Raw genomic sequence first — 21190 nt, 5'->3', positions numbered from 1 at the left:
GCGGGCCGCTGTCGTCTGCGGGTGGCTCGTCAGTGCCTGCCGTGGCCCCTGCCGTTCTTGCCGTTGTTGCCACCGTTCCCGTTGTTCGCCCAGCCGTTGCCGTTCCCGTTGTTGCCGGGGTTGGCGTTGTTGCGGCTGTTGCCGCTGTTCGACCAGCCGTCGTCGTCGCCCTTGCGCCACCGGCCGTTGCCGTTGTTCGACTGACCAGCGGGGACCAGGGCTGCGATCGCCTCGGCCCAGCGGCGGATCTGCTCGGAGGAGGCGGAGGACCGCCCGTGCGAGGCGTTCCCCCGGTCGGCGTGGTCGGCGTGCTTCGTCCGGCCCCAGGCGTTCCCGCCACGGGAGCTCGACACGGCGCTCTGGTGCCCCGCGCTGCCGTACGTCGACCCCGGCAGGAGCGGCTGGTGGGCGTGCCCGGGCGTCGCGGGGACGCCCTCCGAGGTCGTGGGGGCGGTCACGGGCTGCTGCGGAGCGGGCGGCGCGACGGAGGTCGTCGCCACGGCGCCCACGGCGGTGTCGATGTCGGCGGCGTGGTGGGCGCCGTGCTTCGGCTTCGTCGCCTCCGGGGCGTAGCCGGCGCCGGTGACGACCTTCTTCACGACGTCGGGCGTCACGGTGAGGCCCGTCTTGGCCCCGGCCACGAGGTGCGCCTCGCCGGAGAGGATGTCCGTCGGCTGCGGGAAGAGTCGCGCACCGGCCACGACCGCCTGACTGTGCCGCCCCAGGAAGTCGGAGACGGCGTCAGAGCGCAGCGCGTTGACCACGACCACGATGCACGCGACCGAGACGACGAGGAAGGCAGCCAGGGGCGCCTTGTGCTGTGAGCTCACGGCCGCTCCCCTGCCGAGACCAGGAAGGGTGACACAGTCATATCCTCCCGTGCCCGAACGCGCAGAAGCGAACAAAAGTGCACAAATGGTCCGAATTGACTATGCCGGTGCCGGGTGGCTGGCCCGACCGGTGCAGGGGCCTCCGGAGGTCAGGCCGACTTCTTCTTCTTGGCCTCGGACTCGCGCGGGACGAGGGTCGGCGCGGCCTCGCCCTCGACGACCTCGCGGGTGACCACGACCTTGCCGACGTCGCCACGCGACGGGACGTCGTACATCACCTGGAGGAGGACCTCCTCGATGATGGCGCGCAGGCCGCGCGCCCCGGTCTGGCGCTCGAGCGCCTTGTCGGCGATCGCCTCGATCGCGTCCTCGGTGAACTCGAGGTCGACGCCGTCGAGCTCGAAGAGCTTCTGGTACTGCTTGACGAGCGCGTTGCGGGGCTCGGTGAGGATCTGCACGAGCGCCTCGCGGTCGAGCTTGCTGACGCTGGCGATGAGCGGGAGCCGGCCGATGAACTCGGGGATCAGGCCGAACTTGGTGAGGTCCTCGGGGCGGACGAGCTTGAGCAGGTCCTCGGCCTGCTTCTCCGCGTGGCCGCGCGGCTCGGCCGTGAAGCCGAGCGTCTTCTTGCCGACCCGCTGCTCGATGATGTGCTCCAGACCGGCGAAGGCGCCGCCGACGACGAACAGGATGTTCGTCGTGTCGATCTGGATGAACTCCTGGTGCGGGTGCTTGCGGCCGCCCTGCGGCGGGACCGAGGCGGTGGTGCCCTCGATGATCTTGAGCAGCGCCTGCTGGACGCCCTCGCCCGAGACGTCGCGGGTGATCGACGGGTTCTCCGCCTTGCGGGCCACCTTGTCGATCTCGTCGATGTAGATGATGCCGGTCTCGGCCTTCTTGACGTCGTAGTCGGCGGCCTGGATCAGCTTGAGCAGGATGTTCTCGACGTCCTCACCGACGTAGCCGGCCTCGGTCAGCGCCGTGGCGTCAGCGATCGCGAACGGGACGTTGAGCATCCGCGCGAGCGTCTGGGCGAGGTAGGTCTTGCCGCAGCCGGTGGGGCCGATGACGAGGATGTTGGACTTGGCGACCTCGACCGCCTCGTCCTTCGAGTGCTTGCCCGGGCCGGCCGTGGCGGCGCCCGGCTGAAGTCCCGCCTGGACGCGCTTGTAGTGGTTGTAGACCGCGACGGCGAGCGACTTCTTCGCCTGCTCCTGACCGATGACGTAGGAGTTGAGGAACTCGAAGATCTCCTTGGGCTTCGGCAGCTCGTCGAGGCTGACCTCGCTCCCCTCGGAGAGCTCCTCCTCGATGATCTCGTTGCACAGGTCGATGCACTCGTCGCAGATGTAGACGCCCGGCCCGGCGATGAGCTTCTTGACCTGCTTCTGGCTCTTCCCGCAGAAGGAGCACTTCAGCAGGTCGCCTCCGTCACCGATGCGTGCCACTGGTGGTCTCCTTCTCCGGGTGGTGCGGTCGTGCGTGTCGGGATCGTGGGGGCTCCCAGGTTTCAGCCCCCTGACGGTACCCCGTGTCCGCCCCCGTTGGGGGGACGGACACGAGGCCCTTTACTGCAGAATGGTCACGCCAGGACAGGCGTCTTGAGCGAGCCGAGCACCGTGTCGATGAGGCCGTAGTCGACCGCCTGCTGCGCCGTGAGGATCTTGTCGCGCTCGATGTCGCGGCTGACCTCCTCGAGCGAGCGGCCGCTGTGGTCGGCGATCATCTTCTCCAGCAGCTCGCGCATCCGCAGGATCTCGTTGGCCTGGATCTCGATGTCGGAGGTCTGGCCGAACGTGCCCTCGGTGTAGGGCTGGTGGATGAGGATCCGGCTGTTGGGCAGCGCCATGCGCTTGCCCTGGGTGCCGGCCGCCAGCAGGATCGCCGCGGCCGACGCCGCCTGGCCCATGCAGACCGTCGACACGTCGGGCTTGATGAACTGGATCGTGTCGTAGATCGCCGTGAGCGCCGTGAACGAGCCACCCGGGCTGTTGATGTAGATGTTGATGTCCTGGTCGGGGTTCATCGACTGCAGGCACAGCAGCTGGGCGATCACGGCGTTGGCGACGTCGTCGCTGATCGGCGTGCCCAGGTAGATGATCCGCTCCTCGAAGAGCTTGGCGTAGGGGTCGATCCGGCGGAAGCCGTAGGACGTGCGCTCTTCCCACTGCGGGATGTAGTAGTTCATGTCTCTCCTCGCCTCAGCCGCTCAGTCGTTGGCGTGGGCCGGACGGCCCTCGTCGGAGGCTTCGCGGGCGCTCTTGATGACCTTGTCGACCAGGCCGTACTCGAGGGCCTCCTGGGCGGTGAACCACCGGTCGCGGTCGGCGTCGGCGATCACCTGCTCGATCGGCTGGCCGGTGTGCTCGGAGATGAGGTCCAGGAGCACCTTCTTGATGTGCAGCGACTGCTGCGCCTGGATCTTGATGTCCGAGGCCGAGCCGCCCATGCCGGACGACGGCTGGTGCATCATGATGCGCGCGTGCGGGAGCGCGTAGCGCTTGCCCTTGGCACCGGCGCACAGCAGGAACTGGCCCATCGAGGCGGCCAGGCCCATGCCGACCGTGGCGACGTCGTTGGGGATGTAGTTCATGGTGTCGTAGATGGCCATGCCGGCGTCCACCGAGCCGCCCGGGCTGTTGATGTGCAGGAAGATGTCGGCCTCGGGGTCCTCCGCCGACAGCAGCAGCAGCTGCGCGCAGATCGCGTTGGCGTTCTGGTCGCGGACCTCGGACCCGAGGAAGACGATCCGCTCCCGCAGCAGCCGCGAGTAGATGTGGTCGTCGAGCACGTTGAGCCCGGGACCGCCGCCCATCTGGTGCGTGTACGCCGACCCCTCGGCGTGGCTGGAGTTCTGGTTCACGTCGCCGACCCTAGCCGCCGACCCGGACACTTCCACGGGTTCTCGGCCCCTGTTCGCCGACAGCGGACGCGGGTGTCGCGTCAGTCGTAGGCGCCCACCACCGTCTGGTCCCAGTCGATGACCGAGCCGGTGACGACGCCGCTGCGCTCCGAGAGCAGCAGGATCACCAGCGCCGCCGCGTCGTCGGCCCGGGCGAGGCGGCCCATCGGGAGCCGTGCCGCTGCCTGCTCCTGCCAGTCGTCGCCGGCGGCGTGGAAGCGGCGCTGGGTCGCGTCCTCGCCTTCCGTGGCGGTCCAGCCGATGTTGACCCCGTTGATCCGGATGCGGTCGAAGCGGTGGGCGTGCGCGGCGTTGCGGGTCAGCGCCGCCAGGCCGGCCTTGCTGGCGACGTACGGCGCGAGGTAGGGCTGCCCGCCGTGCGAGGAGATGCTGAGGATGTTGACGATCGTGCCGGCCACGCCCCGGCCCAGCATGTCCCGCACCGCCTCCTGCATCAGGAGGAACGGGCCGCGGAGGTTGACCGCGACGTGCTCGTCGAACAGCTCCGGCGTGGTGTCGAGCAGCGAGCCGCGCGTGGTGAGCCCGGCGGCGTTGACCAGGCAGTCGATGCCGCCGTACGCCGCCACGGTGGCCGCGGCGGCCGCCCGGACCTGATCCACGTCGGCCACGTCGCAGCGCACGAACCGCACCTGCGCCCCCGGCCCCTGCTCGGCCACGAAGCGCTCGCCGACGTCCTCGCGGCGGCCCGTGACGACGACGCGCGCGCCCTCGGCCAGCGCGGCCCTGGCCACGGCGGCCCCGACGCCCTGGGTGCCTCCGCTGACCAGCAGCGAGCGACCCTCGAGCTGCCCGCTCAACGCGTCTCCCGCCGAGCGGCGTGGGCGTCGAGAGCCTGGGCGAGCTCCTCGTCGGTCCAGTCCTCGGCCAGCGCACGCAGGAGGACGTCGGCCTGGGCCGGCGGCGTCAGACCGCCGACCGGCTGGTCGAGATCGAGGTTCGTGGGGAAGGGGTAGCCCTCGGCGGCGGCAGCGACGGCGGAGGCGAGCACCTCGTCCGCGACGCCGGCGTCGCGGCGCGCCCGCAGACTCGGGTAGACAGCCCGCGAGATCCGCGCCCGGTCGACGGCCTCCATGGCCCGGCCGAAGGCGGAGGAGACCTGGAGCAGGTTGGCGACCCGCTGGATGTCGGCCGAGACGTTGGACCCGGCGCCGTGCAGGAGCGCCGGGTTGAAGAACACGGCATCGCCCTGGGCGAGCGGCAGCTGCACGTGGTGCTCGGCGAAGTGGTCGCGGAACTCCGGCCGCCGCCAGGCGAGGTAGCCGGCGGCGTACTTCTGGGAGTGCGGGAGATACATCGTCGGCCCGCTCTCGACGGGCATGTCGCAGTGGGCGACGGCACCCTGGAGCGTGAGCACCGGCGAGAGCAGGTGGACGTGGGTCGGGTAGCGCTCGACCACGGCGTCCTCGAGGAAGCCGAGGTGGTAGTCGCGGTGCGGCTCCTGGGCACGGCCACCCGGGCGGACCACGTTGACCTGGGAGGTGACCTGGTAGCCGGGGCCGAGCCACGCCTCGCTCGCCAGCGCCACCATGTCGTTGGCGTAGTAGTCGACGAACGTGTCCGGGTCGCTGACCGCGAGCTTCTCCAGGGCGTTCCAGATCCGGTCGTTGGCGCCCGGGGCGGCGAAGTGGTCGCCGTGAGCGCCACCCGCCGCGCGCTCCTCGGCGATGATCCGCTCGAACACCTCGGTGGCGCGGTCCAGCACGCGGTGGTCGGGGAAGGCGTCCCGGAGGACGACGATGCCGGGACCCTCGGCGAGGGCGTGGACCAGCTCGGCCCGCACCGCGTCGCGTTCGGCCGCCAGGACCCCGCGGAGCGCCGCCGAGTCGTAGACGACCACGCCCTGCACGATCGTGGCGGCACGGGGGAAGTCGGCGGCGCTGGTCTCCACGGAGACGACGTCGACGAGATCCTCGAGGCGGCAGTCGGCGGCCCTCAGCCGCGTCGTGGAGTACGTAGAGGTCATGGCGTCACCTCCCCGTCTCGTAGAGCGCCGGCCGTTCGACCGGTACGACGGCCTCCCACTCCCCCGAGCGCAGCGACCGCACCCCGGCCGCGGCGGCGACGTTGGCGACGTAGCCGTCCCAGGCGTCGGGGCCGTCGACGGTGCCCGCCCGGGCCGCGACCGCCCAGGCCGCGAGCTCGAGCCGGTAGCCGTCGGCGAAGTGGGCGACGAAGTCGTCCCGGACAGCTGTGCCCGCCCGACCGGCGCGTCGGGTGGTGACGGTCGAGCGCGGCTCCAGGGAGGCCGTGCCGGCGGTTCCGACGATCTCGGTCTGGACGTCGTAGCCGTAGCGCGCGTTGACGAACACCTCGACCGTGGCGAGGGCCCCCGAGCCGAACCGGAGGGTCGCCAGCTGCGGGTCGCGGAAGGCACGGTCGACCGGCGACTCGACCCGGACCGCGACGAGCCGGTCGCCGAGCAGCCACGGCAGGGTGTCGAGCTCGTGGATCATCGAGCCGGTCACCAGCGTCGCGTCGTCGGTGCTGGTGCTGTTGGTCGCGTTGCGGTGGACGGCGTGGACGATCCGCACCTCCCCCAGGTCGCCCGCGTCGACGACCGCCTTGAGCTCGCGGAAAGCCGGATCGTAGCGGCGGGTGAAGCCGACCTGCACGAGTCGCCGGCCCGCGGCGACCTCGGCGTCGACGACCCGGCGCGCGCCGTCCGCGTCGACGGCCAACGGCTTCTCGCACAGCATCGGCCGGCCGGCGGCGACGCCGGCCAGCGCGAGGTCGACGTGGGTGGGGTCCGGGGAGGCGATCACGAAGGCGTCCACCTCCGCGATGAGCGCCTCCGGCGTGGGCGCGGCACTCGCCCCGACCTCGTCGGCGAGCGCCTTCGCCCGGTCGGCGTCGAGGTCGTGGACGGCGGTGAGCTCCACGCCCGCCACCGATGCCGCCAGCGTCCGCGCGTGCGCGGACCCCATCGCGCCCGTGCCGATGACCCCCACCCTGAGCCGCCCGGTCATGGCACGTCGGTCTCCAGCTCGGCCTTCAGCTCGGCGACGACGGGCGAGGACTCCCCCATGTCGTGGGCGAGCTCGTGTGCGAGCGACTCGAGCTCCTCGCCGCCGGCCATCATGGAGGTCAGCTCGTCGAGGGTGAGATCGGCCTTCGGGAAGTCACCCATCGACCGGCCGCGGCGCAGCAGCATGAACCGGTCGCCCACCGGATAGGCGTGGTGCGGGTTGTGCGTGATGAAGACGACCCCGAGGCCGCGCTCGCGGGCCTTCGCGATGTACTTCAGCACGACGCCCGACTGCTTGACGCCCAGCGCGGCGGTCGGCTCGTCGAGGATCAGCACGCGGGCCCCGAAGTAGACCGCGCGGGCGATCGCGACGCACTGCCGCTCACCGCCCGAGAGGGTGCCGATCGGCTGGTCCACGTCACGCAGGTCGATGCCCATCTTGAGCAGCTCGTCCTTGGTGGTCCGCTTCATGAAGTCGCGGTCCAGCCGCCGGAGCGGGCCGCTGCCCTTCACCGGCTCCGACCCGAGGAAGAAGTTCCGCCACACCGGCATCAGCGGTACGACGGCCAGGTCCTGGTAGACCGTCGCGATGCCGAGCGCCAGCGCGTCGCGCGGGCTGCCGAGGTGGCGCTCCTCGCCGTCCACCGAGAACGTGCCCGCCGTGTGCTGGTGGGCACCGGCCAGGATCTTGATGAACGTCGACTTGCCGGCGCCGTTGTCGCCGAGGACGCAGGTGACCTCGCCGGCCCGCACCGAGGTGGTGACGTCGCGCAGTGCGATGACCCGGCCGTAGGACTTCCCGATCCCGTCCACCTCGATGATCGGCGTACCTCGGGGCGGGAGGGCGGGCCCGTCGGCCGAGCCCTCGTCGGCGCGGGCCCGGTCGCTGGCCCAGTCGCGCGCCACGCGGCCGACCCGCTTGCCGGTGGCGCTCACGCCGCCGCTGCCGTCGCTCATCGTGCCTCCTCCGCGCGCTTGCGCACCCACTCGTTGAGCAGCACCGCCGTCAGCAGCATCACGCCGAGGAAGGCCTTGAGCCAGTTGTTGTCCCACCCGGCGTAGACGATGCCTTGGTTGGCCATGCCGTAGATCAGCGCGCCGAGCGCGGCACCGATCGCGGAGCCGTAGCCGCCGGTCATCAGGCACCCGCCGACCACGGCGCAGATGATGTAGATGAACTCCTGCCCCACACCGGTGTTGCTCTGCACCGTGGAGGTGGTGAAGAGCAACAGCATGCCGACGAGCCAACCGCAGCCCGCGGTGCCCATGAAGAGGCCGATCTTGGTCTTCGCGACCGGGACGCCGACCTGGCGCGCCGCGTGCTGGGCGCCGCCGACCGCGAAGACCCAGTTGCCGACCCGCGTGCGCATCAGCACCCACGTCGCCAGCGCGGTGACGAGCACCCACCACAGGATCGAGACGTAGAACGTCCCGTGCCCGATCTCCATCGAGGAGCCGAAGAGCTTCTGCGGCTGCGAGTAGAACGGCACGTCGCGCATGCCCTGGATGGCGACCTGGCCGATGAGCTGCTTGGTGCCGGCCAGGTCGATGCCCTGGAGCACGAAGAACGTGCCGAGCGTGACGATGAAGCTGGGCAGCCGGGTGCGCATCACCAGCCAGCCGTTGAGGAAGCCGACCACGAGGGCGAGGACGAGCGACACGAGGATCGCGACCCAGATGTTGAGGCCGTACTCGGTCGTCAGGATGCCGACGGCCAGGCCGGTGAAGCCGGTCATCGCGCCCGCCGAGAGGTCGAACTCGCCGCCGATCATGAGCATCGCGACGCCGACGGCCATGATGCCGATGGTCGAGGCCGATCGCAGCCAGGTCGCCGACCCCGAGAGGGTCGCGAAGACGTCGGTGGTGACGGAGAAGAACACGAAGATGACGAGGGCGGCGAGCAGGGCGCCGATCTCCGGTCGCTTCATCAGACGGTTGAGGGTCGACGTACGGGCCATGCGCTCGTCCCCGACGGCGATGCTGGTCATCGCGGGCCTTCCTTTCCGAAGGGACTGGACCGCCGGGCCCGGCGCTGCGGCGGCCGGGCCCGGCGGACTCTCAGCGGGTGCCGTTCTTGGCGAACTTGAGGACCTGGTCGGCGTTCTCGGTGGTGATGAACGCCGGGCCCGAGTTGATCGGCTGGCCGCCGCCGACGTCGTTGCCGTTGATCGACTTCAGGTAGAGCGTCGTGACGCCGAGGAAGCCCTGCACGTAGGGCTGCTGGTCGACGGCGAAGTCGATCGTCCCCGCCTTGATGTCGTTGATGACGTCCTCGCTCAGGTCGAAGGTCGCGACCTTCGCCTTGCTGCCGGACTCCTTGACCGCCGCGACCGCGTCGATCGCGTACTGGCCGCCGAGGGTGAGCACACCGTCGACCGACTTGTCGGCCTGGAGCTTGGACGTGATCGTGGCCTGGACGGCGTTGTCGTCGGTGCCGTCGACCTGCAGGTTGGTGACCTTGCCGCCCTCGGTCTGCGCGACCGCCTTGCAGCGGTCCTCGAGGCCGATGTTGCCGGCTTCCTGGATCACGCAGAGCACGTTCTTGAGGCCCTCGCCCTTGAGACGCTCGCCGACCGCCTGGCCGGCGATCGTCTCGCTCTGGCCGATGTGGGTGATCGCGCCGAACGCCTTCCACTGGTCGATGCCGGAGTTGATGGTGACGACCGGGATGCCTGCCGCGACGGCGGCCTTGATGCTGGTCTCCAGGCCGTCCGGGTTGGCCATCGAGACGACGATCCCGTCGACCTTGTCGGCGACGGCGCCGTCGATGAGCTGCGACTGCTTGGCCGGGTCGGGGTCGGCGGAGTACTCCACCTTGACGCCGTAGTCGGAACCCGCGCGCTCGGCGCCCGACTTGACCCGGTCCCAGAAGGCGTCGCCCGAGGAGCTGTGGGTGATGACCGCGTAGGTCAGGTCCTTGGTGTTCTTCGAGGCACTCGGCTCGTCCTTGCCCGTGCCGCTGCACGCGGCCAGGAGGAGGCCAGTGGCGGCGATGACGCTGACCACCTTCAGTTTCTTCATCGGTCTGTTCCTTCTTCTGTGGGTTTCGCTGGACGGCCGGCCTAGGAGTGGGTCGGGAAGTGGGAGCTTGGACCGGCAGGGTGGGCCACCTCGGCCCAGCGTGCAGGGATGACCTTGGCATGGGGGTCGAACGACACGCCCTCCGGCCCACGAACCTGCTCGGCGCCGCGGGTCGCCCGATGGTGGCTGGTCCTCACGTGGTCGTCCCTCCACTCTCGAGCGGTCGCAGGTACGGTCGCTGCTGCCGCTTCGCCTCGTCGTACGCCGCCCGGGCGGCCCTCGTGCTCGCGAGCTCCGCGACCTCGGCGACCGGCACGTCCCACCAGGCGTCGCTGTCGGGGCCGGCGGCGGTCGGATCGGTCTCGACGTGGACGACGACCGGGCCGCCGTCGCTCTCCTTCGCCTTGACCAGCGCCTCGCGCAGCTCTTCGACGCCACGGGCCCGCAGGACCTGGGCGCCCAGGCTCTCGGCGTTGGCGGCGAGGTCGACGGGCAGGGTGGCCCCGTCGAGGCGGCCGCTCCCGTCGTCCCGGAAGCGGTAGCTGGTGCCGAAGCGCTGGGAGCCGACCGACTCCGAGAGCGCCCCGATCGAGGCGAAGCCGTGGTTCTGCACGATGACGACGACGATCTTCTGGCGCTCCTGGACGGCGGTGACCAGCTCGCTGGCGAGCATCAGGTAGGAGCCGTCGCCGACCAGCACGAAGACGTCGCGGTCGGGCGCCGCCATCCGCACGCCGAGGCCAGCGGCGATCTCGTAGCCCATGCAGGAGAAGCCGTACTCGACGTGGTAGCCCTGGGGGTCTCGGGTGCGCCACAGGCGGTGCAGGTCGCCCGGCATCGAGCCGGCGGCGTTGATCACCACGTCGCGCGGGCCGGCCACCTCGTTGAGCACCCCGATCACCTCGGTCTGGGCCGGGAGGGGCTGGTGCCCGACGTGGTAGGCCGCCTCGACGACCTCGTCCCACTCGGCCGCCAGCCGGCGGGCGCGGCCGCGGTAGTCGCCGCCGGTGTCGTGGCCCGCGAGCGCCTCGGCGAGGGCGAGCAGACCCTCGCGTGCATCGGCCACCAGGGCCAGGCCGGCGTGCTTGTGCGCGTCGAAGCCGGCCACGTTGAGGTTGACGAACCGCACGTCCGGGTTCGCGAAGACGCTCCGCGAGGCGGTCGTGAAGTCGCTCCAGCGCGTCCCGATGCCGAGCACGACGTCGGCCTCCCGGGCGAACGCGTTGGCGGCGGACGTGCCGGTCGCGCCGATCCCGCCCAGCGCCAGCGGGTGGTCGAAGGGCAGCGAGCCCTTGCCCGCCTGCGTCTCGGCGACCGCGATCCCCGTCGCCTCCGCGAACTCACGCAGCGCGTCGGTCGCCGCGCTGTAGATCACCCCGCCGCCGGCGACGACCAGCGGGCTCCGGGCGCCCCGCAGCAGGTCGGCCGCCCGGGCCAGCAGGTCCCGCTCGGGCACCGGGCGCGCGACGTGCCACACCCGCCGCTCGAAGAGCTCCTCCGGCCAGTCGTGCGCCTCGGCCTGGACGTCCTGCGGCAGCGCCAGGGTCACCGCGCCCGTCTCGACCGGGTCGGTGAGGACGCGCATCGCGCCGAGCAGCGCGGCCGGCAGCTGCTCGGGGCGCCAGACCCGGTCGAAGAAGCGCGAGACGGGACGCAGGGCGTCGTTCACCGAGACGTCGTACGTCGCCGGCGACTCCAGCTCCTGGAGCACCGGGCTGCTGGTCCGGGTCGCGAACACGTCGCCGGGGAGGAGCAGGACCGGCAGCCGGTTGATGGTCGCCAGCGCGGCACCCGTGACCATGTTGGTGGCACCAGGGCCGATCGAGGTGGTGCAGGCCAGCGTGGACAGCCGGTTGCTCATGCGCGCGTAGCCGACGGCGGCGTGCACCATCCCCTGCTCGTTGCGGCCGGTCCAGTAGGGCAGGCCGGGGGCAGTGCCGGCCGGCGCGCGCAGCTCCTCCTCGAGCAGGGCTTGTCCGACCCCCGCGACGTTGCCGTGGCCGAAGATCCCGAAGCAGCCCGCGACCAGGCGCTGCTCCTCCCCGTCCCGCTCGGTCCACTGCTGGGCGAGGAAGCGCACGAGGGCCTGGCCCACGGTCAGCCGCACGGTCATCGGGCGTCATCCCCTCGGGTCGGGCCGCTCATCGGCAGCCTCGGGTCGACCGGCTCGTCCTCCCAGGTCCCGCGGATCCACGCATGCTCGGGATCGTCGCAGATCAGCCACTCGCGCTGCCCCGGCCCGGCCATCACGTTGAGGTAGTAGAGGTCGTAGCCGGGCACGGCCATCGAGGGGCCGTGCCACCCGTGCGGAATGGTGACGACGTCACCGGACCGCACCTCGGCGAGCAGGTCCTCGGGGCGCTCCGCGGTGCCGTAGACGCGCTGGTAGGCCATGCCGCCGCCGGAGACCTCGAAGTAGTAGATCTCCTCGAGGACGCTCTCCTCGCCCGGGCGGTCCTCGTCGTGCTTGTGGGGCGGGTACGACGACCAGTTGCCGCCCGGCGTCAGCACCTCGACCACGATCAGCCGGTCGCACTCGAAGCCGTCCGCTGCGGCGACGTTGTTGACCTGGCGGCTGCAGGAGCCGGCGCCCCGCAGCTCCACCGGCACCTCGGCTGCCCGGCCGTGGCGGGCCGGCAGCCGACGCTCGCAACGGGCGCTCGGCACCGCGAACCGGCCACCCGAGACGCTGCTCACCGTGACGGTCGCCTCGCGCGGGACGTAGACGAAGTCGCTGACCTCCGAGAACACGTCGGGACGCCCCTCGAGGTCGAAGACCTCCCCCTCGCACGTCACCTGGCACGACCCGGCCAGTGGGAGCACCAGTGCCTCGGCGTCGCCGGTCGCGAAGGTCTGGCCCCCGCCCGCCGCTAGCGTCACGACGCGCAGGCCGGAGTAGTCCCAGCCGGCCGCGGCCGGCGTCACCTCGGCCGGGCCGCGGAGCACCCTCGCGCTCACAGTGCCCCTCCCTTCGCTCGCAGCTCGGCCACAGCCTCACCTTCGCAGGGCCGGCAACGACCGCCGTGGCCTCTCGCTTCGCTCACAGGAGTCCCACCGTCCGGTCCACGGCCCCCGCCACGTCACCGTCCGGCGGGTAGAGCAGGGCCCGCCCGACGATCATGCCGAACACGCTCGGGAGCTTCACCGCGCGCTGCCACCGGTCGAGCGTCGCCGGCTGGTCGATGCTCGCCTCGCCACCGAGCAGGAGCACCGGCAGTGCGGTCGACTCGGCGACCCGCTCCATCTCGTCCACGACGGGCAGCTTCAGCCAGGTGTGGGCGGAGGTGTTGCCGAGACCCGCGGCGACGGTGGCGGAGCGGATCACCGCGTCGGGGCTGAGGTCGTTGCGGACCCGCCCGTCGACCCGGTGCGAGATGAACGGCTCGACCATCGCCATCAGCCGGCGGGAGGCCAGCTCGGACACCCCGGCGGCACAGCGCTCCAGGGTGCGGACGGTCGCGGGGTCGTCGGGATCGATGCGGAGCAGCATCTTGCCCCCGTCGTAGCCCATGCCGGCGATGGTCGCCGCGTCGTAGGCGGTCATCCGGTCGTCGATCTCGAACGCGGTGCCGACCAGACCGCCGCGGTTCATGGAGCCGAGGACGACCTTGTCGTCGAGCGCGCCCATCAGCAGCAGGTCCTCGACGAGGTCGGGCGTGCCGAGGAAGCCGTCCACACCCGGACGGTTCAGCGCGATCGCGAGGCGACGCAGCAGCTCGCCGCGGTTCGCCATCGCCATCGGGTCGTCGCCGACCCGGAGGGCGCCGCGGGCCGGGTGGTCGGCGGCGAGCAGCATCAGCCGGCCGGTCTCCCCCACGAGCGACGTACGGCGTCGGCGTGCCGCGGCCGCGGCGGCGATCGCGCCCGGGTCCGTGGCCCGCCGGGCGGCGAGGCTCCGGACCAGCTGCGGCCCGGTCACGTCGGGGTCAACCACTGACCGACTCCTTCCCGAGCATCCGCTCGACCTGTTCCGGCGTCGGCATGACGTCGGAGCACGAGAGCTGGCCGGCGACGTACGCACCGGCCGCGTTGGCGTACCGGAGGATCTGCTCCAGCGGCCAGCCTGCCAACAGGCCGTGGCACAGGGCTCCGCCGAACGCATCGCCCGCGCCGAGGCCGTTGACGACCTCGACCGGCACGGGCGGCACCTCGACGGAGCCGGTGTCGTCGACACCCAGGACCCCGCGGGGACCCTGCTTGACGACCGCGACCCGCACACCGCGCCCCCTCAACGCGGTCGCGGCTCGTGCCGGCTCCGTCTCGCCCACCGCCACCTCGCACTCCTCGCGGTTGCCGACCGCGACCGTGGCGTGGGGCAACGCGCGGGCGACCTCCCGCGTGGCCTCCTCGGCGGAGTCCCAGAACATCGCCCGGTAGTCGAGGTCGAGCACCGTGAAGCCGTCCGGGTTGGTCCGCGAGCGGTGCTCGAGAGCGGCCAGCGTCGCGCTCCGGCTCGGCTCCTGGCACAGCCCGGTGACCGTCACCCAGAAGACGCCGGCCCCGGCGATCGCGTCGAGGTCGAGCTCGTCCGCGCGGATCTCCAGGTCGGGGGCGGTGGGCGTCCGGTAGAAGTAGAGCGGGAAGTCGTCCGGCGGGAAGATCTCGCAGAACGCCACCGGCGTCGGCCACTCCGGGACCGCCGAGACGAACCGGTCGTCGACGCCGAACCCCTGCAGCGCCTCGTGCACGAAGCGCCCGAACGGGTCGTCGCCCGTCCGCGTGATCACCGCGCTGCGCCGGCCGTGCCGGGTGGCGGCCACCGCGACGTTGGTGGGGCTGCCGCCGAGGTAGCGCCCGAAGGTGGTCACCCGCTCGAGCGGTACGCCGACCTGCTGGGGGTAGATGTCCGCGCTGACCCGGCCCATCGTGAGAACCTCGAGACCGCTCACGACGCCACCCCGAGGAGGAACTCCAGCGAGGCCCGCACGTCAGCGGGCGGTCCGGGCGGCGGCTCGTCGGCGAGCACCGTGTCCTGCTCCATGACGTACCACCCCCGGTAGCCGGCGGACTCGAGGCCCCTGACGATCGCGGCGATGTCGACGTCGCCGCGGCCGAGGGGCCGGTAGAGGCCCTGTCGGACGGCCTCGTGGTAGGTCAGCTCCCCGGCGCGGACCCGCTCCGCGGTCGTCACATCGACGTCCTTGAGGTGGGTGTGGGCGATCCGGTCAGCCGCGTCGAGGGCGAGCGCCACGGGGTCGGTGCCCCCGACCAGCAGGTGGCCGGTGTCGAGAGTGAGGCCGATCGAGCTGCCGTCGAGGACACGCTCCACCTCCGGCCGGGTCTCGACCACGGTGCCGACATGCGGGTGGAGGGTGGCCGCGATGCCACGCTCGCCGGCCGCGTCGCGGATCCGGTCGAGGCTCGCGACGAGCGTCTTCCACTGGGCGTCGTCGAGCACGGGCCGGGCGTCGTACCCGTCGAAGCCGGAGGCCGCCGCCAGGACGAGGCTGGTCGCACCGGCGGCGACGAAGTGCCCGAGGACGCGCTCGACGCCGGGAAGCGGGTCGGCGCCCGGGTCGAAGAGGACGACCGGCACGAAGCCGCCGACCGCTCGCAGCCCGTGCGCGGCGAGCAGGTCGGCCGCCGCGAGCGGGTCGGCCGGCAGGAAGCCGTCCGGGCCGAGCTCGGTGGCCGCGAGGCCGAGGCCCGACATCTCGGCGAGCACCCGGTCGGGCGCGAGCTGGTGGCCCCAGCCGGGCACCTCGCAGACGCCCCAGGAGATCGGAGCGCCGGCGACCCGGCTCGCCACCGCGCCGCCCGGGGCCGTCACTTGCGCACCTCCGCGACGTCCACACGCCGGCCCTCGACGCGCGAGAGGGTGGCCGCCTCGGCGACGTAGAGCGCCTCCAACGCCTCGTCCACCCCGCACGGGCTCGGTGAGCCGTCGCGCACCACGTCGAGGAAGGCGTTGATCTCGGCGGCGTACGCCGGGGCGAACCGCTCCCAGAACGTCGGGTGCGGCTCGTCGGCCGGAAACGCGACGCCGGGCTCGGCCGACCACAGGGCGGCGTGGTCGTCGAGGCCGACCGCGGCCGTGCCCCTCGTGCCCGCGACCTCGAGCCGGACGTCGTAGCCGCCGCCGTTGTAGCGCGACCCGTGGACCGTGCCGAGGGTGCCGTCGTCGAGGGTGAGGAGCACGACGGTCTCGTCGACGTCGCCGGCTTCGCCGAAGAAGGCGGCGCCTCGGTTGGTGCCGACCGCGGTCACCTCGACGATCTCGCGGCCGGTCACCCACCGGATGGCGTCGAAGTCATGGATGAGGCAGTCGCGGTAGATGCCGCCGCTGGTCGGGATGAAGGCGGCGCTCGGCGGATGCGGGTCCGCCGTGACCGCGTGGACGCGACGCAGCTCCCCGAGGCTCCCCCGATTGACCGCGTTCCGGGCGGCGATGTAGCCGGCGTCGAACCGGCGCTGGAAGCCGATCTGGACCGGGGTGCCGGCCGAGGCGACCGCGTCGCGCACCCGCAGCGTGCCGGGGACGTCGAGCGCGACCGGCTTCTCGCAGAACACCGGCAGTCCGCCGGCCGCCCCGCGCAGGATCAGGTCCGCGTGGCTGTCGGTCGCGGTCGCCACGACCAGCCCGTCGACGCCGGCCGCGAAGACCTCGTCCGCGGTCTCGACGGCTCTCGCCCCGAACCGCTGCGCGACCTCGCGGGCGCGCGCCGGGTCGGCGTCGGCGACGACGACCTCCTCGACGGCAGGGTGCTGGGCGACGACGGCGGCGTGCGACACGCCGATCCGTCCCACACCGAGGAAGCCGATCCGCATCCGACACCTTTCACCCGACCACCGCGTGTGGCGGTTGCCACAGGACGTTTCTAGTGCGCCGCCCGGTCGCCGTCAACGCTTTGTCAGGACATACGGTCATCGTGACGTCGGCGGTCTACGATGCGCTCCATGACCGAGGGACTCCGGCTCAGGGTCGACAGGCGGAGCCCCGTGCCGCTCTACCACCAGATCGCGACCCAGCTGGCCGAGGCCATCGACGACGGCACGCTGCCCGCCGGCACCAAGCTGGAGAACGAGATCGCCCTGGCCGACCAGCTCGGGCTGTCCCGGCCCACGATGCGGCGGGCGATCGAGGAGCTGGTGGGCAAAGGCCTCCTGGTGCGCAAGCGGGGCGTCGGCACCCAGGTCGTGCACGGACGCATGCGGCGGGAGCTGGAGCTGACCAGCCTCTACGACGACCTCGCCGCCGAGGGCCGCACGCCCAGCACGAGCGTCCTCGTCAACCGGGTCGAGCCCGCACCGGCCGACGTCGCGGAGCAGCTCGGGCTGGCGCCCGGCAGCGACGTCCGGCGCCTCGAACGGGTGCGCCGCGCCGGCGGGGCACCCCTGGCGCTGCTGCGCAACTGGCTCCCGGCGGACGTCCTGACCGCGGAGGACGACGAGCTGGAGTCGCGCGGCCTCTACGAGCTGCTCCGCGAGCGCGGCGTGCACCTGCGGATCGCCCGCCAGCGGATCGGCGCTCGGGGATCGACCGCCGCCGAGGGCGAGCTGCTCGACGTCGCGCCCGGGCAGGCGCTGCTCACGATGCAGCGGACGGCGTACGGCGACTCGGGCCGGGCCGTGGAGTACGGCGACCACTGCTACCGACCGGACTCCTACTCGATCGAGGTCACCGTCGTCGAGCGCTGATCAGGCGAGCCAGCGCAGCAGCGCGTCGTGGATCTCCGGGTGGTTGACGAGCGGGTGCGCCCGCGTCGACACCTCGAAGCGCTCGGCGGTCGGGAAGAGGTCGTGCACGCGACGCGACCGCCGCCGCCAGCGGAGCAGACCGCCGAGCGCCCGGCCGACCGGGTGCGGGCGGCTCGCGGCGCGGTCGGTGACGACCAGGTAGTCGACGTGGCCGAGCGGCGGCACATCGAGCACCTCCGGTCCCACGACGACCAGCCCCGCGAGGTCCTCCTCCAGCCGGCGCCCGATCCCCGGGCGGGGCTCGCCGGCGGTTCCCAGCTGCGGCGTTCCGAGCATGACCAGCTCGGTGACGAGGTCGGTCCACGGGCGGCAGCCGGGCTGGCGCACGGCCAGCGCGCCGCGGACGAGGAGGCCGGCGTCGCCCTCGGCGACGAGCACCAGCCGGGTCACCGGTACCGGCCATGACTCCACCAGCCGCTGCAGGAGCGCACCGAGGACGAGCCCGTCCTCCGGATCGCCGGCGCCGTCGTGGCGCAGGGGAACAGGTGACCAGCCGAGCACGGCGGCCAAGCGGTCGCCGTAGGTCGCGCCGGTGCCGTCGACCCCGCGCCGCCAGGTGCGCTCGTCGCCGCCGGACGCCGGCACGAGGACCAGCACCCGCCCGGACGCGTCGCGCGCGAGCCGGGCGGCCACGCCCGGCTCGACCGCCCGGTCATGGCCGTCGACGCGCAGCGACAGCGACGGCCGCTGCCGGCGGGCGTCACCGGCGATCCTGGCGAGCGGCTCGACGACGACCCGCCCGGCCAGCCATCGCCCGAGCCGGACCAGGCCGTCGGACGGACCCCCGTGGTCGGGCGAGATCGGAACGGCCATGCGCGCCAGTCTCCCAGGTCCGCCGGTCGCCGGCCGTCAGCCGAGGCACCCTCGAGAACGCCGAAGGCGCCCGGCCCCCGAGGGGACCGGACGCCTTCGGCTGCGATCAGACGTGCGTCACTCGGCGTCGTCGGCGACGGCCTCGGGGGCCTCGTCCGACTCGGCCTCGGGCTCACCGATGGTGCCGTCGGGGCGGAGGTTCTTCAGCTCCACCGCGTTGCCGGACTTGTCGGTGACCTTGGCGGACTCGACGATCTGCGCGAGCGCCTTGCCGCGCACGATCTCGCCGGCGTACTCCTGGAGGTGGTGCGGGTGCTCCTGGATGTGGGCGAACGCCTGCTGCGGGTCCTGACCCTGCGTCTGCGCCTGGCGGATGATGTAGCCGGTGAGGTCCTCGTTGGTGACCTCGAAGTCGGAGCCCTGGGCGATCTGGTCGAGCAGCATCTGCGCGGCGATGGCGTCGCGGACGCGGCGCTCGAGGTCGGCCTCGAACTCCTCGATGGTCTGGCCCTCGTCCTCGAGGTACTTCTCCATCGACATGCCGGCGAACTGGAGCTGCTGCTCGATGCTCTCGCGGCGGGCGTTGAGCTCATCGGTCACGAGGGTGTCGGGCAGCGGGATCTCGACCTTGTCGAGCAGGGCCTCGAGCACGGCGTCACGCGCGGCGGCGGCCTGCTCCAGGCGCTTGCCGCGGCCGAGCCGCTCACGCACGTCGGCCTCGAGCTCGGCGAAGGTGTCGAACTCGCTGGCCAGCTGCGCGAAGTCGTCGTCGGCCTCGGGCAGCTCCTGCTCCTGGACCTGGGTCGCCTTGACGGTGACCTCGACGTCCTGGCCGACCATGTCGCCGCCGACGAGCTGGCTCGTGAACGTCTTCTCCTCGCCGGCCGACAGGCCGGTGAGCGCCTCGTCGAGGCCGTCGAGCATGCCGCCCTTGCCGACCTGGTAGCTCATGCCGCTGACCTCGGCGCCCTCGACGGTCTCGCCGTCCTGCCGGGCGACCAGGTCGATGACGACGAAGTCGCCCTCGGCGGCCGGACGCTCGACGTCCTTGAGGGTGCCGAACCGCTCGCGCAGCGCCTGGACCTGCTCGGCGACGTCCTCGTCGGTGACCTCGAGGTCGTCGACCTGGGCCTCGATGCCGTCGTAGTCGGGCACCGTGAACTCGGGGCGTACGTCGACCTCCGCCGTGAACTCCAGCGGCCCGTTGTCCTCGTACTTGGTGACCTCGACCTCGGGCTGGGCCAGCGGGGTCAGGTCGTTGGCCTGCAGGGCCTCGACGTACTTGACGTTGAGGATGTCGTTGAGGGCCTGGTCGCGGGCGGCACCCGGGAACTGGCGCTCGATGACGGCCGCCGGGACCTTGCCCTTGCGGAAGCCAGGGACGTTGATCTGCTGGGCGATCTGCTTGTATGCCTTGTCGAGGCTCGGCTTGAGCTCCTCGAAGGGCACCTCGACGGTCAGCTTGGCCCGGGTCGGGCTCAAGGTCTCGACGGCGCTCTTCACAGGGTTTCTCCTCTAGTTGACTGAACGGGTGAAGCAGTCGGGGCGACAGGACTCGAACCTGCGGTCTCCTGCTCCCAAAGCAGGCGCGCTAGCCACTACGCTACGCCCCGCGATCTCGGGTCCCCGGGGCAGCGGAGACCGTCGTTCGAGCGGATGACGGGAATCGAACCCGCGTAGCCAGTTTGGAAGACTGGGGCTCTACCATTGAGCTACATCCGCGCGGCCCCACCATGGTGGGGAACCTGCGAAATGGTGCCACACCAGGGGGCGGAGTCCCCAACCGGCCATGCCCTGTGGACCACGATCCGGCTACAACCGGTTGACCACGATCATCGCCCGGTCGTCGTTGCGGGAGCCGAGCGCGTCGACGAGCCGCTGGGCCGCGTCCACGAAGTTGCCCCGCAGGAGCGACTCGGCCTCTCCGACCAGGCGGTCGATGCCGAGGTCGATGTCGCGGCGCGGCTGCTCGACCATGCCGTCGGTGTAGAGGAGCACGGCATCGCCGTGGGCGAGCACGCCGGTCGCGACGTCGAACTCGGCGCCCGGGATCAGGCCGAGGATCGGGCCCTCGCTGCCGATGACGCTCCACCGCCCCGAGCCGGCCGCGCGCCAGACGGCGGGCGGGTGGCCCGCCGTACGCAGCTCGAAGGCGCCGTTGACGAGGTCGACGGACAGGTGGATCGCGGTCGCGAAGCCCTCCTCCCAGTCCAGGCGCAGGAGGTAGTCGTTGGCGGCCGGCAGGAACTGGTCGGGCGCCAGCGCGCCGAGCATGCCGCTGAACGCCCCGGAGAGCAGCAGCGCGCGGGTGCCCGCCTGCTCGCCCTTGCCGGACACGTCGACGACGACGACCTCGAGCCGGTCGGGCGCGGGCCGGCTGGCCACCACGAAGTCACCCGCGAACAGGGTGCCGCCCGCCGAGGCCAGCGCCGACTGCACGTGCCAGTCGACCGGCAGGGCCGGGATGCCGCCCTGGTTGAGGATGCGGTCGCGCAGGTCGACGAACATCGACTCGCCCTGGAAGCCCGCGACGCCCAGGCGGGAGCGGCGGAACGACGTCAGCAGCACGACCAGCCCGAGCAGGAAGACCATGCCGATGCCGGTCACGGCCGCGGGCATGATCACGATGTCGCGCAGCCGCCTGCCCACGACGGCCACCACCGTCAGCGTCAGCACGAAGACCACGAACCACGGGAGGATCCGGGGCCCGAGGAGCAGGCTCGCGACGAGCAGCGGGACCAGCAGCAGCGTGACCGGCGCGTAGCGGTCGGCGAAGACGATCAGCACCGCGCCCAGCACCGCGAGCAGGCCGAGCAGGACGAGCAGGCCGGTCTCGCTCCCGAAGCCACCCGCCCGCAGCCGCGACCGGGCGCGCCACCGCAGCGAGCGACCGACCGCAGCGGCGCGCGACGACTCGGCGGGGGCAGTCATGTCTCGGTC

20 protein-coding genes and 2 tRNA genes are annotated in these 21190 nt (G+C 72.1%); 1 reads left to right on the top strand and 21 read right to left on the bottom strand.

The features are described 5' to 3' along the window. Window positions 1–29: 29 nt before the first annotated feature. The 16 genes from QDS12_RS07770 to QDS12_RS07695 form a co-directional block, all read right to left on the bottom strand. The gene (locus QDS12_RS07770) at window positions 30–830 is read right to left on the bottom strand and encodes a hypothetical protein (protein WP_279878225.1); all 801 of its coding nucleotides are present in this window, start codon (window positions 828–830) and stop codon (window positions 30–32) included. Between the two features lie 149 nt (window positions 831–979). Next, window positions 980–2278, bottom strand: a complete 1299-nt coding sequence (gene clpX / locus QDS12_RS07765; RefSeq protein WP_279878223.1) for an ATP-dependent Clp protease ATP-binding subunit ClpX — start codon at window positions 2276–2278, stop codon at window positions 980–982. A gap of 134 nt (window positions 2279–2412) precedes the next feature. Next, entirely contained in the window at window positions 2413–3018 is a 606-nt protein-coding gene (locus tag QDS12_RS07760; protein WP_279878221.1) for an ATP-dependent Clp protease proteolytic subunit, read from the bottom strand. A gap of 21 nt (window positions 3019–3039) precedes the next feature. Beyond that, entirely contained in the window at window positions 3040–3645 is a 606-nt protein-coding gene (locus QDS12_RS07755; protein ID WP_279878478.1) for an ATP-dependent Clp protease proteolytic subunit, read from the bottom strand. Window positions 3646–3773: 128 nt separating this feature from the next. Next, window positions 3774–4550 (bottom strand): SDR family oxidoreductase, encoded by a 777-nt coding sequence (locus QDS12_RS07750; protein WP_279878220.1) that lies wholly within the window; start codon window positions 4548–4550, stop codon window positions 3774–3776. Next, a complete protein-coding gene (locus QDS12_RS07745) occupies window positions 4547–5716 on the bottom strand; it encodes a phytanoyl-CoA dioxygenase family protein (RefSeq protein ID WP_279878218.1) in 1170 nt (389 codons plus the stop codon). Before QDS12_RS07745 ends, QDS12_RS07750 begins: the two co-directional genes overlap by 4 nt. Before the next feature lie 4 nt (window positions 5717–5720). After that, window positions 5721–6719: a Gfo/Idh/MocA family oxidoreductase gene (locus QDS12_RS07740; RefSeq protein WP_279878217.1), complete on the bottom strand. Its 999-nt coding sequence runs from the start codon at window positions 6717–6719 to the stop codon at window positions 5721–5723. Next, window positions 6716–7675 (bottom strand): ATP-binding cassette domain-containing protein, encoded by a 960-nt coding sequence (locus QDS12_RS07735; RefSeq protein ID WP_279878215.1) that lies wholly within the window; start codon window positions 7673–7675, stop codon window positions 6716–6718. Before QDS12_RS07735 ends, QDS12_RS07740 begins: the two co-directional genes overlap by 4 nt. Beyond that, the gene (locus QDS12_RS07730; protein WP_279878213.1) at window positions 7672–8706 is read right to left on the bottom strand and encodes an ABC transporter permease; all 1035 of its coding nucleotides are present in this window, start codon (window positions 8704–8706) and stop codon (window positions 7672–7674) included. Before QDS12_RS07730 ends, QDS12_RS07735 begins: the two co-directional genes overlap by 4 nt. Before the next feature lie 70 nt (window positions 8707–8776). Beyond that, entirely contained in the window at window positions 8777–9739 is a 963-nt protein-coding gene (locus tag QDS12_RS07725) for a sugar ABC transporter substrate-binding protein (protein WP_279878211.1), read from the bottom strand. A 193-nt stretch (window positions 9740–9932) separates the two neighbouring features. After that, window positions 9933–11852 (bottom strand): 3D-(3,5/4)-trihydroxycyclohexane-1,2-dione acylhydrolase (decyclizing), encoded by a 1920-nt coding sequence (iolD, locus tag QDS12_RS07720; protein WP_279878209.1) that lies wholly within the window; start codon window positions 11850–11852, stop codon window positions 9933–9935. Then, window positions 11849–12697 carry a 5-deoxy-glucuronate isomerase gene (iolB, locus tag QDS12_RS07715; RefSeq protein ID WP_279878208.1) on the bottom strand — a complete coding sequence of 283 codons (849 nt, stop codon included), beginning with the start codon at window positions 12695–12697 and terminating at the stop codon, window positions 11849–11851. The genes iolD and iolB overlap by 4 nt, the downstream gene beginning before the upstream one ends. Before the next feature lie 82 nt (window positions 12698–12779). After that, window positions 12780–13673, bottom strand: coding sequence for an aldolase (locus QDS12_RS07710; protein WP_279878206.1), 894 nt, complete (start codon window positions 13671–13673; stop codon window positions 12780–12782). Then, window positions 13666–14628 carry a 5-dehydro-2-deoxygluconokinase gene (gene iolC / locus QDS12_RS07705; protein WP_279878205.1) on the bottom strand — a complete coding sequence of 321 codons (963 nt, stop codon included), beginning with the start codon at window positions 14626–14628 and terminating at the stop codon, window positions 13666–13668. Before iolC ends, QDS12_RS07710 begins: the two co-directional genes overlap by 8 nt. Beyond that, a complete protein-coding gene (locus tag QDS12_RS07700) occupies window positions 14625–15509 on the bottom strand; it encodes a sugar phosphate isomerase/epimerase (RefSeq protein ID WP_279878203.1) in 885 nt (294 codons plus the stop codon). The genes iolC and QDS12_RS07700 overlap by 4 nt, the downstream gene beginning before the upstream one ends. After that, window positions 15506–16507: a Gfo/Idh/MocA family oxidoreductase gene (locus QDS12_RS07695; protein WP_279878200.1), complete on the bottom strand. Its 1002-nt coding sequence runs from the start codon at window positions 16505–16507 to the stop codon at window positions 15506–15508. Before QDS12_RS07695 ends, QDS12_RS07700 begins: the two co-directional genes overlap by 4 nt. A 129-nt stretch (window positions 16508–16636) precedes the next feature. Between QDS12_RS07695 and QDS12_RS07690 the strand changes: the two genes are divergently transcribed. Then, entirely contained in the window at window positions 16637–17377 is a 741-nt protein-coding gene (locus tag QDS12_RS07690; protein ID WP_279878198.1) for a GntR family transcriptional regulator, read from the top strand. Here the strand turns inward: QDS12_RS07690 and QDS12_RS07685 are convergent, their stop codons facing one another. The 5 genes from QDS12_RS07685 to QDS12_RS07665 form a co-directional block, all read right to left on the bottom strand. Then, window positions 17378–18250 carry a hypothetical protein gene (locus QDS12_RS07685; protein ID WP_279878195.1) on the bottom strand — a complete coding sequence of 291 codons (873 nt, stop codon included), beginning with the start codon at window positions 18248–18250 and terminating at the stop codon, window positions 17378–17380. Between the two features lie 117 nt (window positions 18251–18367). Continuing rightward, the gene (tig, locus tag QDS12_RS07680; protein ID WP_279878193.1) at window positions 18368–19753 is read right to left on the bottom strand and encodes a trigger factor; all 1386 of its coding nucleotides are present in this window, start codon (window positions 19751–19753) and stop codon (window positions 18368–18370) included. A 37-nt stretch (window positions 19754–19790) separates the two neighbouring features. Then, window positions 19791–19863, bottom strand: a tRNA-Pro gene (locus QDS12_RS07675). Window positions 19864–19901: 38 nt separating this feature from the next. Next, a tRNA-Gly gene (locus tag QDS12_RS07670) sits at window positions 19902–19972 on the bottom strand. A 90-nt stretch (window positions 19973–20062) separates the two neighbouring features. Then, window positions 20063–21181 carry a PP2C family protein-serine/threonine phosphatase gene (locus tag QDS12_RS07665; RefSeq protein WP_279878191.1) on the bottom strand — a complete coding sequence of 373 codons (1119 nt, stop codon included), beginning with the start codon at window positions 21179–21181 and terminating at the stop codon, window positions 20063–20065. Between the last annotated feature and the right edge of the window lie 9 nt (window positions 21182–21190).

The organism is Nocardioides sp. CER19, assembly GCF_029846275.1.
GTDB lineage: Bacteria > Actinomycetota > Actinomycetes > Propionibacteriales > Nocardioidaceae > Nocardioides.
The sequence above is the reverse complement of the archived record's forward strand: the minus strand, read 5'-3'. Positions and strand labels throughout refer to the sequence as shown.